General features: G+C 43.9%; 10 protein-coding genes. 3 read left to right on the forward strand and 7 right to left on the reverse strand.

The features are described from left to right. Positions 1–30 precede the first annotated feature (30 nt). From AC57BQ_RS27150 to AC57BQ_RS27160, 3 genes are all read left to right on the forward strand, one after another. Positions 31–615, forward strand: coding sequence for a c-type cytochrome (locus AC57BQ_RS27150; protein ID WP_496409220.1), 585 nt, complete (start codon positions 31–33; stop codon positions 613–615). Next, positions 593–1,879 carry a sulfite dehydrogenase gene (gene soxC, locus AC57BQ_RS27155; protein ID WP_496409221.1) on the forward strand — a complete coding sequence of 429 codons (1,287 nt, stop codon included), beginning with the start codon at positions 593–595 and terminating at the stop codon, positions 1,877–1,879. Before AC57BQ_RS27150 ends, soxC begins: the two co-directional genes overlap by 23 nt. 124 nt (positions 1,880–2,003) lie before the next feature. After that, positions 2,004–2,744, forward strand: coding sequence for a superoxide dismutase (locus AC57BQ_RS27160; protein ID WP_496409222.1), 741 nt, complete (start codon positions 2,004–2,006; stop codon positions 2,742–2,744). 231 nt (positions 2,745–2,975) lie between these two features. Here AC57BQ_RS27160 and AC57BQ_RS27165 read toward each other — a convergent pair whose 3' ends face one another. The 7 genes from AC57BQ_RS27165 to AC57BQ_RS27195 all read right to left on the reverse strand — a co-directional run bounded on the left by AC57BQ_RS27165 (position 2,976) and on the right by AC57BQ_RS27195 (position 14,180). Next, the gene (locus AC57BQ_RS27165) at positions 2,976–4,322 is read right to left on the reverse strand and encodes an MATE family efflux transporter (RefSeq protein WP_496409223.1); all 1,347 of its coding nucleotides are present in this window, start codon (positions 4,320–4,322) and stop codon (positions 2,976–2,978) included. 11 nt (positions 4,323–4,333) lie between these two features. Continuing rightward, positions 4,334–5,623, reverse strand: coding sequence for a lysine N(6)-hydroxylase/L-ornithine N(5)-oxygenase family protein (locus AC57BQ_RS27170; protein WP_496409224.1), 1,290 nt, complete (start codon positions 5,621–5,623; stop codon positions 4,334–4,336). A 111-nt stretch (positions 5,624–5,734) separates the two neighbouring features. Next, positions 5,735–8,176: a GNAT family N-acetyltransferase gene (locus AC57BQ_RS27175; protein ID WP_496409225.1), complete on the reverse strand. Its 2,442-nt coding sequence runs from the start codon at positions 8,174–8,176 to the stop codon at positions 5,735–5,737. Then, the gene (locus AC57BQ_RS27180) at positions 8,148–9,677 is read right to left on the reverse strand and encodes a pyridoxal phosphate-dependent decarboxylase family protein (protein WP_496409226.1); all 1,530 of its coding nucleotides are present in this window, start codon (positions 9,675–9,677) and stop codon (positions 8,148–8,150) included. The genes AC57BQ_RS27175 and AC57BQ_RS27180 overlap by 29 nt, the downstream gene beginning before the upstream one ends. Before the next feature lie 128 nt (positions 9,678–9,805). After that, positions 9,806–12,400, reverse strand: a complete 2,595-nt coding sequence (locus AC57BQ_RS27185) for a TonB-dependent receptor (protein ID WP_496409227.1) — start codon at positions 12,398–12,400, stop codon at positions 9,806–9,808. A 126-nt stretch (positions 12,401–12,526) separates the two neighbouring features. Continuing rightward, a complete protein-coding gene (locus AC57BQ_RS27190) occupies positions 12,527–13,483 on the reverse strand; it encodes a FecR family protein (protein WP_496409228.1) in 957 nt (318 codons plus the stop codon). A 160-nt stretch (positions 13,484–13,643) separates the two neighbouring features. Next, a complete protein-coding gene (locus AC57BQ_RS27195; protein ID WP_496409229.1) occupies positions 13,644–14,180 on the reverse strand; it encodes an RNA polymerase sigma-70 factor in 537 nt (178 codons plus the stop codon). Positions 14,181–14,220: the final 40 nt, after the last annotated feature.

Consider the following 14,220-nt stretch of genomic DNA (forward strand, 5'->3'; position numbering starts at 1 on the left):
TCAAAGCGGTTTAATATACGTAACACATATTTGGCAATTGCACTGGGCGTGTGTGTTATTGTAATATTGGGGGCATATAATAATAAACCGGCGACCGCAAATGTCGCCGGTTTTAAAACTGATACTACACAGTGGCCTGTCAGTTTTGGTTTTGGTAAAACCGCCACCACGCAACAAATTGCGGCCTGGGATATCGATGTAAGGCCGGATGGATTGGGCTTGCCTCCGGGCTCGGGTAATGTAGTTCAGGGTAGGGCAATTTATAATACTAAATGTGTAGCCTGTCACGGATCGATAGAGAAAGCTCTGCCTCCGGGTGCAAAATTGCCCGCGCCTGTCTTGGTAAGCGATAGTGCTTCAAAGGTGAAAGCGATAGGCAATTATTGGCCGTATGCCAGTACCGTGTTTGATTATATCCGCCGGTCTATGCCTTATAATTTACCGGGTTCGTTAACGGATAACGAAGTTTACGGTGTGACTGCATATCTGCTCAGTGCCAACAAGATTATTAAGTCTGATGCTGTGCTTGATGCGAAAACACTGCCCATGATCGTAATGCCTGCTCAAAAATTGTTTATTAACGACGACCGCCATGGCGGCCCTGAGATACGTTGATATGGAAAATCAGGACAAAGAAGCAAAAGATGATAAACCGCTTATCCATAAAAAGATAAGTCGGCGCTTGTTATTAGGAGGAGCCGCTACTACGGCTATTGTGGCTATGCAATCCTCGTTAGGTAAATGGATCCAGGTAGCTGCACAACAACCCTTGTTAAAAATCGATGACCCTACTAAACGATTAGGACCGGGGCCAAGTATAATAGGTAAGCGCTCGCCATTTGAACATCCAGGACGAATTAAATCCGACACGTCATCCCGCACGCCCTTGCAGGATCTGTACAGTTCGTTAACTCCGTCCGATCTGCATTATGAACGTCATCATGCAGGTGTGCCGCTTATCGACCCGGAAAAGCACGAGTTGCTGATACACGGTATGGTCAATAAACCTATGGTGTTTAAACTGGCCGATCTGAAACGTTTCCCAGCTGTAACGCGTACCTGTTTCCTGGAGTGCTCTGGTAATTTCAGATCGGGTAAAGAAACCATGACCCCGCAGGAGATCTGCGGTCTGACTAGTCAAAGTGAGTGGACAGGAGTAATGCTTTCCACGCTATTTCGTGAGGTAGGCGTACAACCCAAATCTACCTGGTTTTTAGCCGAAGGATCGGACGCCGCTGTCATGACCCGCAGCATACCCGTGAGCAAAGGCTTTGATGATGCCATGATCGTTTACGCTCAAAATGGTGAGGCTATACGTCCGGAGCAGGGTTATCCCGCACGTTTATTGTTGCCGGGTTGGGAGGGTAATACCTGTATAAAATGGCTGCGTCGGATAGAGTTGTCTGATGCCCCCTTTATGACCCGCGAAGAAACCTCGAAATATACTTACCCGGTAAAAGACAGGATACGGCAGTTTAGTTTTGAGATGGACGCCCGGTCAATTATTACTTACCCGGCATACCCTAATCAATTGGAACGTGGTTGGGTGGAGATACGTGGCATAGCCTGGTCGGGCAGGGGTAAAGTGGTGCAGGTTGAAGTGAGTACCGATGCCGGCAAAACCTGGAACGCCGCCCGCTTGCAGGAGCCTGTATTGGATAAAGCTCATACGTATTTCCGTTATCTGTGGCAATGGAAAGGCGACGAAACCGAGATCATGAGCCGCGCTGTCGACGAAACCCATTATATACAGCCAACACTTCAGCAACTGATCGATGCCCGGGGTGCTGAAATTAGTGGCTATCATATGAATCCCTTAACCGCCTGGCAGATCAAACGTGATGGAAAAGTTCTCTTCAAGCCAGAAAGCTGGAAATAGATTTGAATGCAGATCATCAGTGGTTTGTAAAGTGTGTTTGATTGTATCAATTTAATCTGCAAATAGTAATATTAAGGGTAAATTAGATAAGTAATTTAATTAATGCCAATAAAATATCATCATTATGAAAACCAATAGCCGGAGAAAATTCTTAGAAGATTCGTTTAAAGTAACTGTAGCAGTTGCAGTGGGAGGTCCGATAATTTTAGATAGCGCATCGGCCTTCGCTAACCAGGATCATGATACCAACGCAAATGTGGATACTCCCTTAAAATTTGTACAAGCTCCATTAGGTTTTAATTACGCGGCTCTGGAACCCAACATAGACGCGCTGACCATGGAGATCCACTATACCAAGCATCACACGGCCTATATCAAGAACGTAAATGATGCTATTGTTGCCGAAAAACTCAATTATACCTCGGAGAAAGATTTCTTCAATAATGCCTCAAAGCTCTCTGCCAAAGCGCGAAATAATGGTGGAGGTGCCTGGAACCATAACTTCTTTTGGGCGAGCCTGAAACCTGGTACAAGCACCGGACCGGACGGAAAAGTGAAAGATGCTATAACCCATACATTTGGTAATGTAGATAAATTTAAGGAACTATTTACCCAGGCTGCATTGACCCGTTTTGGCTCGGGTTGGGCCTGGCTGGTTAATGATAACGGAACTTTAAAAATAACATCTACAGCAAATCAGGATAATCCTTTATTTGATAAGGCGGAAGTTAAAGGGACGCCATTATTGGCCCTGGATGTTTGGGAGCACGCCTACTATTTAAAATATCAGAATAAACGCAACGAATATATTGCCAACTGGTGGAATGTGGTTAACTGGGACGAAGTGAACAAGCGATTAGGGTAATATTGGTGTTTGTTATCGTACCAAGACTCTATTAAGAGTAATAGCTCCTCAAGTAGCCTATCCAAAAAGGGTGTCATACTGAGCTCCGTCGAAGTATGGTGGGTAGGCCTCTGCGCTCTACCCTTCGACGGAGCTCAGGGTGACAGCCCTTTAGCTCATCATTCATTCCTCCTGTCTTTTCATGTGCTATTATGCTATTAAGAGAGTTGTGGCGAAATTGTCTTTTCCTTCTTAGATAGGCTTTACCCTGAATTTTAGTATCGGGCTTTTTAACATCCAAAGCGTAATTAATATAACCAGGAGCTCAATACACGCGCTGCCCCAAAAAATGCTGTTAACGCCAAAAAATACAGGAAGTATTAATGTTGCCGGGAGATAAAAGAACAGTTGCCTGAGAATAGCCAGTTGACTTGCCTTTTTTGCCTGGTTAATAGCAGGGAAATAAGCCAAAGCCATTACAATGACCGGTAGAAATGGTAGCACTGATAGGTAAATGCGCAGATTTAAAATATGTACTGTTGATAAAACTACATGGGGAACCATCCATGCCCATAATACATTAGGGAAAAACAGCGCGACAATCCAAAATGGCAAGACGATCACAATGCCAGCAGCAATAGCGATCAGCAGTGATTTTTTTGCTCTTAGAATATTTCCGGCGCCATAGTTTATGCCGGCTACGGGTTGTAAGCCCCGCATTAGACCAAACAGGGGTGTTAGTAAGAGCAAATAAAAGCGGTTTACGATGGTGTAAAAAAGCAGGTCCTGCTGGGTACCGTACCTGGAAATGGCCTGTAGTATCAGCATACTTTGTATGACCGACATGATGGAAAATAGCATTTCGGGAAAGCCCAGTGTTATTATCTTTTTGGCTCCGATTTTGGTAGGTTTCAGGGAGTACCACTCACTTCGAAAGATACTTTTGTTGCGGGCAAAATAAATGAGCCCCATGGCCGAGTAAATAAACATGGCCGTATTGGTGGCCCAGGCCGCTCCGGCTACACCTCCGTGCAGCACGAGGATGAAAACAGGTTTTAATATAATGTCGATCAGGAGCCCAATGCCGATCATACAGGCGGCGGTTTTCATTTTCCCTTCGCCCCGGATAAGCATATTCACAGAAAATCCGTGGATCCAGAATACTGAACCTATCAGTGTTACCCTGAAATAACTGGCTGCTATGGTGATCAGTTCGCCTTTAGCGCCCATGAGTGCAAGCAGGTTTTCGGCAAAGAGATAAGCAGGGATGGCAAATAATGCTGCACAGATAATAGACAGTACGTTCAAATTTCCAAACAGCTGTTTAAGTTTTGCGGAATCATTAGCACCCAGCCAAATACTAAGCGCTGCCGAAGCCCCAGTGCCTATCAACCGGCCAAAGCCCATCACAATTTGCGACAAGGGGTAGGCCAAGCCAACGGCAGCCAGAGCTTGCGGACCAACTAACCGACCAACCAGCAAGGCATCCAGAAAGTTATTCAAACCATAAAGTACAATAGCCGCCACAGCAGGCCAGGAGGTTTGCCACATTACTTTTCGCAGGTTCCTGGTGAGTATGAAATCTTTCCGATTATCCATTCCCTGTCTACCTAAACACTAAACTGCTGAAAAGCGATCCGTTCTTCTACCTTATAAACTTCCCTGCCGGCAACCTGGTTAATGATACATGAATTACGGTAGGCACCCATTCCCAGGTCGGGGGTTACAAAGCCGTGGGTATGCAATTCGGCGTTTTGCACAAAGATCTCATCGCTGTTGATATCGATACTGTAGTTGCGTTTTACATCAAAAAGACCATCTTCGTTAACATCAATACGTTGTTGAATACCATTGATGAACGCCGGGGTGTTATATCTGTATCCTGTTGCCAGTATCACATAATCGGCCTGATGTGTAAAGGTTTGCAGTTGTTGTACATGGGTAAACTGCAGCTCATTTGAATCATCCTGATTTACTGTAATGCCATCCAGTTGGGAATTGGGGCGCAGCTCCACATTTAAAGGCGCATCATCAACACTCATTTCATAAAGGGTATCAAATATCTGGTTGATGAGCTCAAAGTTGATTCCCTTATACAATGGTGGTTGTTTGGCTAATACAGCCTTTCGTTTTTCAACGGGCATGTTATGAAAATAGTCTACATACTCGGGCGAGGTAAGCTCCAGCGTCAATTTTGCGTATTCCATTGGGAAAAATCGATCAGGGCGACTAAACCAGCTGAGCTGCAAACCATCCTCGGTATAAGGTAGCAGATCCTGAAAAACTTCGGCAGCACTTTGCCCGGAGCCAATTACCGCTACCGATTTACCCTGCAAAATGTCAGCCTTTTTATATAGATAATTAGAAGTATGCAGAATGTTGGGTGATTGAATATCCTTCATAAAATCGGGATAACGGGGTTCTGTACCGGTACCTAACACTATTTTTTCGGCGTAGTAAACCTCGGGTTGGTTAGTTAAACTATTAGTAACCTTAATTTTATAGTGTTTTGCAGTTTCAATGTATTCAATCGCTTCAACTGATCTGGAGAACAGGCAGCTGGATAATTGCGCGGCTACCCATTTACAATAAACATTATACTCCTTACGCAGGATAAAGAAGTTTTCGCGGATAAAAAATTTGTATAGCCGGTTGGTTTCCTTTAAAAAATTAAGGAAACTGTACCGACTGGTTGGGTCGGCCATGGTCACCAGGTCGGCCATAAAGGGTACCTGCAAAGTAGCATTGCTAAGCATTAAACCCGGATGCCAGTCAAAAGCCGGCGAACGGTCCAGGAACAGGGTAGTGAGCTCGTCTATCGGCTCTGTTAACGCGGCAAGTCCCAAATTAAATGGGCCAATACCAATGCCGATCAGATTGTATATTTTTTTAGTCTTCAATTTTTTTTAGATTAAGATTTTTGGACTATGGGATCTTAGGACTTTTGGACTATGAGATGTTTGATTTCACTTCTTACTTATAATCCCAAAGTCCAAAAAATCTCATAGTCTCTACTGTCCAGAAATCCAGATTTCCTTAGTACCCGGATTTTTTTCCCAGTACCATTCGCGATATAAAAAGGTGAGGTTGGCGCTTTTATGCGGCATATCTATCACCCTTTGTTGCTGGTAACCAATCCTGTTAGCCAGGGCACGCATCGCTCTGGACTCTACAGCTGCTTCGCCTATACATTTACCAACTTCGGGTTGAGCAAACAAATAATCTAATGCTACTTGCAGCGACTGATAGGCAAACTTTTTCTCCTTTTCTGCCGGGGCCACCAGTAAGTGGGTACCATAATCTGTGGGCAGGCATTCGTAATAGGCACCGACCAGGTCGCGGGCGGGCCAGTAAGGTTCAAAAGTAAAATTGGGTACACCGTTTACCTCACCAATAAAACTGTGGGTAGCATCACTTGGGATGATGGTTCTGTAAAACAGTTCTAATCCTCGTATCGGGCCATCCATTTTCCAAACCGGTTTGGCTTGTTCCTGGTTAAACCAGTCGTGCACCATTTCCAGGTCGCGGTCAATATCAAAGGGGCGGATACTCAGCGTTACGTCTTCTTTTGGAAAATATCGGGTGTAAACAATGTCTTTTCGTTCCGGTTTGATCAGGTTTTTGCAGAAGAAAAACTTGTTGAGAGGATTCGGATAATCCACATAAACCGCAGGATATTCTAACGATACATTAGCCTCGTTCATGTTATATAAACTGGTTAACAGGTTAGCTTTCACGCTCCAGTCGCGACTGTTGATGATGTAGCTGACCAGGCCGGTTTCGTCCAGCACTTCCAGGCTTTTCAGTTCTTTATAAACAATATCCAGCAAGCGTTTTTCATCCGCCAGGCCGTTAACACCAAACGCGTTTACCACACCCAGGAGGTTATTCACTATCAGGTAATAAGTGTATTTAGGGGCGATATATTCTTCGTCGATGATCGATTTGCTTTCATCAGCAATGCCCGGGATGGCGGCTAAAATCTCATCGGCTTTGCCCGTGCGGAAAAAGAATCCCTGGTTATCCCTGAAATAAAGCTTGGCCGGGAACAGGTTCTTGTCCAGCTCAACCATCACATTTTGCTGGTGGAACTCACAGGCCAGGCCATATTTATTCAGGATAGAAACCATCGGCCTGATGCAGATGTGCAGGTATTGTTTGAACCAATCCTCAGCCACACGGCTTACCGTTTTGTTTGATTTTTGAGCGGCGATTTTAATGATATTGGTGAGCCTTGATGGTTCGCCCAAAATGCTGTCCTGGCAAAGTGCGGCCAGCAGGGTTACATTTTTATGCTGTGCTTCGTTCTTAAACGGATTGCGACGGATGCTGATATTAAAACCATTGATCACCTGACCGTTATTATCGGTAACAGCTATAAATGCCGGGTCAACAATAAAGTCGATCTCTGGGAAATCTTTTTGCATGTTTTGACCCCAGGGGGTTTTTAACAGACGTGAAATATCATAACCGCGATGCAGTTCGGGGTACAGGTTGATTCGTTCAGAATTGGTGATCTTTACGTGTAAGGAGAATTTGAACATCCAATCGCAAGCTTCATTATAAACGGTACGGACAGAGGATGTTGGTGTAAACTCAGCTCCCCAATCACCCAGGCTAAACAGCTTGCCTTCTTGCTGTAAAGCTAAAACATCATCCTGGTGCAGTAAATAATTAGCCTCCCAGGGATGCATCGGTACTACGGTGAATGTAGGATGTGTATTTAACAATTCCATCACCCGGGCATCATTGGCAGCGAGGATCAATAGCTCATTTTTTAACTGAACCGATGGCAAAATATCATCGGCAGTTTTTTCAATTACATTTTCGGCATCTATCAAAAAATAATGCAGCTGGAAGCGTCCGGCGGTTTCAGGTGAATACTTAAACAAATCATCGTCATTAAAACCCTGTTTTGATTTGGGCACTGGGTGTACGCTGTGACCTAAAATAAGTGATTGCTCGGCCTGGATAAAATCCATCTCCACAGCGTTGGCATTAAGATCGTGTTTGATGAAATTTTCGAGGTATTTTTCCAGATTTTCTATACTGTTCAACAAGCGATTTTGGGTAATATCGGCCTCTATCTCCGGATATTGCTCTTGTGCGTATTGAACTATCAGAGTGATCAGATCGGTAGGGGTCAGTTCTGTGATCTCATCTGTTTGCAGGTCGCGTTTTACAACCGGGAAATGGAATATATGCCTGCCGCTTTCTGAATAATAGCTTAGGGGAGCATATACCTCCAGCCCGATGGAAGAAAAATCAATACGGATATGAAGATCATGCCCCGTCGACCGGAAATGAGCAGCTAATGCTTCGTCATATTTAGGGACACCCAGGTAACGGCTCCAATTGCTAAACTCACGCAGATAACTGTTGAGCATAGCGGTGTAATTTACCTGTTCAGCCTCTTCCCTAAGGTTAATTAAACTTAATGAATTCGTTTCCATGTTTTTTAATGTTTAATAGAATGTTTTTAATATGATCGGTAGTAGTTAGCGGGTTTAACAGCGTGAATTTGAGGTAGAATTCTCCATGAACCTTGGTGCCGGCCACCAGCGCGTCGCCATGTTTTAAAAGCTGTGCTTTAATATATTGGTTCATCTGGGTCAGGTTAGCGGTATGCAAAACCGAAGGGTTGTACCTGAAAACCAATGCCGATAGGTCCGAATAATTCAGCAGGTCAAAATCGCGGTCTGTGCTGATGATATGCGCCACATTTTCGGCTGTTTCAATGATCTTTTCTATATAGCCGCCCAATTTTTCTTTACCCATCATGCGTAGGGTAAACCAAAGTTTAAGGGCATCAAAACGGCGGGTGGTTTGTATAGATTTGTTTACCTGGTTCGGGATCTCGTCTGAGTGCTGATCCTTAGGGTTCAGGTAATCGGCATAATGGGTTATTAATCCAAAATATCGCTTATGGTTTACCAAAAACGCGCTGCTGCTAACCGGCTGAAAAAAGGCTTTATGATAATCGGCAGTAACAGAATTGGCCAGTTCTATGCCGTTTAACAAATACCGGTGTTTGCTGCTGAGCAATAAACCGCAACCGTAGGCGGCGTCAACATGATACCACAATTTGTATTTGGCGGCTATATGACCTATGGCTTCCAGCGGATCGAGGTTACCAAAATCGGTTGTGCCGGCTGTAGCTACAACGGCTATAGGTATGTTACCCTGTTTTAACTCACGTTGTATGGCATCTTCCAGCAAAACAGTATTCATCCGGAAGGTACGATCGGCTTTTACCTTAACTACGGCCTTTTCGCCCAGGCCCAGTATCGCAGCGTTTTTCTGGATGCTGAAATGCCCTGCTTCTGACACAAAGATCCGGAAACGGGAAGCTTCTGGCGGCAATCCATTTTGCTTGATATTGTGTTTCAGGTATTCTACCGAATAATGATCACGGGCCAATAGTAAACCCATCATATTGCTTTGCGAACCGCCGCTGGTAAACACGCCATCGGCATTCTGATCAAAGCCGATTTCGTTGCAGGTCCAGTCGATCATTTTTTGCTCTATCAGTGTTCCCCCGGCACTTTGGTCCCAGGTATCCAGCGAGGAGTTGATAGCACTGATCAATACTTCGGCAGCTATTGCCGGTATTACTACGGGGCAATTTAAATGTGCCACATATTTGGGGTGATGAAAGGTAACCGCGTGTTTGGTATATAATGATTCAACCTCGCTCATCAGGCTTTCATAATCGGGCAGGGGAGTGCTGAGGTCGACCGATTCAAACTGTGGGCGTAATTGGGCCGCTGTTACACCGCTGAACGGCTTTTTATTATCGTGCAGAAAATTAACTACCGACTGGCTGGCCAGGCTCATAGCCTTAAGGTATTCCTGGGATGAGCCTTCGTAAAATATATCTTCAAAAGAGGTACCGGCACTTAAGGCTTCTAATAGGGCCTCATCCTGATTTGGGGTATTGGATTGTGTTATCATAGGTAATGATTGATAGTTTGTTCATGGTTAATGGTTCATAGTTGATGGTTCATAGTTTGTGGGGACAGCTGCCTTTGGAGGAATATCCTTTTCTGGCTATGAACTATGAACCATCAACTATGAACCTTTTAATAACTAATGGTATAGGTTAAAGAAAATGTTCTGCCGCGACCGTAGTACTGGTACAGTTTGGCCGGGGCACCGTAAAACAATACCGAACGCTGCCCCCAGAAGGTCAGATACTGCTTATCCCAAAGATTTTGGATACCAGCAGATAGCGTACCTAATGGTAATTTTACGTTGCCCACGAGGTCAAATGTGGTAAAGCCCTTCAATTCCAGGTTTTGGTAATCTTTCAGGTCAAGCGAGCGCACAGCTTGTAACCTCAGCGAAAAACCCTGACTTTGCCAGCCCGCGAAGCTCACAAACTTGGATGGATTGGTAGAGATGATGGAATTGCGCTGATATCCTTTATCAGGCGTTTTGATATCCGAAATAATAAACTGACCGGAAACGCCAACTATTAAACCTTTTGGCTGCTTGCTATAGCTAAGTTCGCCTTCAAAACCGTAGTTGCGCACCTTTTGATCGGTAACGGATATGGTGAAATTACTGGTGTTGATGAGGATCGCTTTGTCTGATACGGAATAGAAACCAGCTATCTGTCCTTTAAATCCACTCTCATCGCTTAACCTGCCGCCAAGTTCATACTGGTTGGTTTTGATACCGCTTAAAGGAGCGTCTTTTACGTTGATGCTGTTAACCAGTTTCCAGTTATCCCCATCGCGTACATAAGAGCCGGTTCCGTAATATTTGGTTGGATCAGGTACCGAAAAGCCTTGTGAGTAATTTGCCCATATCTGCGCCTTATTGCTGAATTTGTAAATCAAACTGCCATTGAACAAGGTTACATTATAATCGTTTTTACCACCCGGAATTTTATCCGCCGAGGTACCTACACCGTAGTTTACAGATACTTGCTGCTGAAAGCGAACAAAATCATCTACGGTTACATCCATATGCTGCTGGCGTATCCCGCCTGAAAGCGTAAGCTTATCCATAATTTCCCAGCTGGCCTGCGCAAAGCCCGAGATGCCCAGGATACGATTGCCCGGATAACGTTCCAAGGTACTGGCTGTTTTATTGATCAATCCGCCGGAACTATAGCTTAAGTTGGTATCAAAGAAGGCTTGCGTTCCTACAAATTTTTCATGATCAAGATCGGCACCATAAGTTACTTTTACCTTATCCCACTGTTTGGCTAAAACTGCCTTAAAACCGTATACATCCGTATTCTGGCGTGATGCGGCCAGCGGTAAGGGTTTTACATTACCCGGTGCAACGGTAAGATCGCGGGACTGAACAATACCTTCGGGAAAAGATGGGCTGAAATCTAATTTTTCTGACCGGACAAATGCCTGAAACTGAAAACTCTGACCACCCAGTATATTACCGATACGGTATTGACCATTAATAAAAATGCGTTTACTGCGCGGCACCACATCGGCGTCAAATCCTTTGCGTACATCCAGTAGTGAAGGATCGGGAGCTACATTATTATTGGCATTGGTCGGTAATGCACCCGCCAGGTTATTCCCTAGGAATAAGCCATGATCACTGTTGTACTTGGAGTTGTAATACTGTGCATCAAGGCTGATGGACTGGTTGTGTTTCAGTTTAAAATCAACATTGCCAAACAGGTCAATACTACGGTTGTATTGCAGGTCGCCTTGTTTGGTATCGATAATGATCTGATGGCCATCGCCATCATAAGCAGCTCCATTTTGCTGATAAGCAAAGCCTAAACGGCCTTTTACAAAGCTATTGCCACCAGCGATAGATTGCGCTACGCGAAGGTCATGGTCGTCGCCATGGCCTAATCCGCTGCGCCCGCCAACTTCAGTTTGGAAAGCCAGTTTCTCCGACGTTGATTTTTTGGTCACGATGTTGATGATACCACCGGTCGCGTCCCCGCCATAAACAGAGCTCGCGCCGGATAACACTTCGATCTTCTCGATATTGAATGGATCGATAGCATCAAACTGGCGGCTGGTATTACGGGTGCTATTGATAGATACCCCATCGATCATCACCAGGATATTGCGCCCGCGGATATTTTGCGCGTAATTGGAACGTCCCTGGTTGCCAATGTCCAGGCCCGGGATCAGTATACCCAATGCTTCTTTAAGCGGTACGCCAGCTTTGATCTGGGATTGCAGTTTGGCACTGTCGATAACCCAAACGGTTCCGGGTATTTCGCTGATGTGCTGCGGCGAGCGGGACGAAACCACTACCACCTCGTTCAGGTTGTTATTTAAATTGATAGAAGTTACCGGCTTGTTGTCCGTTGTTTGAATGGTGATCACATTGCCCTGCACCTTTAATTTAAGGTTAGCGCCCATGAGGTCATGTAATATTTTTCTGATGGGTTGATGGGTAGCGTCCACATTCACGATCTTATTAGCATCGAGCCGGGTATTGCTATAGGAGATGCTTACCGATGCTTTATCACCAATGGCCAATAGTGCATCAGCCAACGTAATATTGCTTAATTTGATGGTTAGGGGTTTATCAAGTACATCCTGCTGTGCAAATAAATGTGTGGTGTTGAGAAGTGTTAAAACAATAACAATTAACACTTTAGGGGCAATATTTAGCTGTTTAATGGTAAAGCCTGAAGAATATTTAGTTAAATTTTTGAGGTAAGTATGTACCTGTTTCATATTTTCGTTTAAATGTTTAATTAATTAGGTATTAGTTGAGCAAATCCCGATGTTGTAGTTTGGCGATGAAGCATCGGGAATTTTTGTTTCTATATTTTTCTACATGGCATTAGTTGTTGCGTCTGGTTAATAAATAGTTACGATGTTTCCGGCTATTTTATAATGCAGGCCTATGGCAAATTCAAGGCTGTTGAGCACACTTTTCATATCCGGATTGTTAAACCGTCCGGTATAACGTTCGTTTCTTAATAAGCTATTGTCAATAAGTACCTCTACGTCATACCAGCGTTCCAGTGTTGATGCTATATCACTCAATTTCTGATCTTTAAATTGTAATTGATTATTACGCCAGCTATAATAAGCTGCGGCATATACAGTTTGCTGCTTTAAGGATTGGTCAGCACCATATACACCTTGCTGGTTAGCCGTAAGAATTAAAGAAGATTTTTTGATTTTTGGCGAAAACATTACGCGCCCTTCTTCAACCACCACATCAGTTTTATTTTCCTCCGGATAAGCCCTAAAATTAAAATGAGTTCCTAAAACCCGTACAACCACCTGTTTGCTATTGATAGAAAACGGGCGTTTTTTGTCTTTAGCCACAGTAAAAAAAGCTTCACCTTCAAATTCCACAACTCTTGATGTATCTGTAAATTTTTCGGGATACCGCAATTTGCTATCCGAGTTTAGCTGGATAATTGTTCCGTCGGGCAAGGTGCAAGTGGCCTTTCTTCCTTTAGGGACTTTTACTTCGTGGTAACTAATGGCAGCACTGTCCTTCTCCTGATGGTTTCCGGATACATGATAAATATAGAAAGCCAATCCTGTGATCAAAACAACACTTGCAGCTACCTTTAACAGCCAGGTCCAGTTTGTTTTGTGAGCTTTATCCTCAGTGAATACCCGGTCTGAGAGCTCTGCCCATGTTTTATCCTCAATGCCCTGTATATCTACAGGAGGGGAGATGGTGAAATCACTTTCAGCTATATTTTGAAGCCATTGTTTAATGGCGAACTGCTCATCAGTGCTGCAATTGCCCTGATGATACCGTTCCAGTAGTTCTTGTGTTATTTCTATTTTCATTTAATTAAATGCAAGCTACGGCAGCATTCATTAACATAGCTGATTAGTTCCTTATTTTTCCTAAGACTAATTCTAAATAATATATAAACAGCAGATATTCAGGCAGAAAAATTAATTAGCGGGGATAAGAAAATAATATGAATGCTCATTTCGGACTTATTTAGTCGACAGCTAAATTCTCCCGGAGAAAATTCAATGCTTTGTAGAGGTGGTATTCAACGGTTTTTTCCGATATAAGCAAAGCCGAAGCTATTGACTTTTTATCCAGGCCCTGCTGCTGGCTTAAACGGTAAACCTCCTGCGATTTGTGAGGGAGCTTATTGATCAGGCGGTTGATGGTTTTATACAGTTCGTTATAGTTTAAAGTATCTTCAGTGCAGGTTCCTTCGGTTGACTGATTTTGAATAACATTTTGAAGGTGTTTTTGCCGGTTGGATGTGGTGCGGCAATACTCAAACACTTCGAGTTTAGCCGATCTGAAAATGTATTGTTCAATAGATGCGTTTATCTGGAGTGTGTTTCTTCGTTTCCACAATGATTCAAATATATCCTGGGAAAGCTCTGCAGCTATATCTTCATCCCTCAAAGTATGATAACAAATAGTAAAAACTTTTTTCCAATACAAGCGGTAAAGTTGCTGAAAAGACTGCTCGGTTAAGTGAAAAACTACTTGGGGGTATTTGTTATTGCCTGACACTGGAAGCTAATTTGGGACAAATATAGGTAACTATTTAGAA

Source organism: Mucilaginibacter sp. BGA-UO-ETr-C110 (assembly GCF_059567985.1).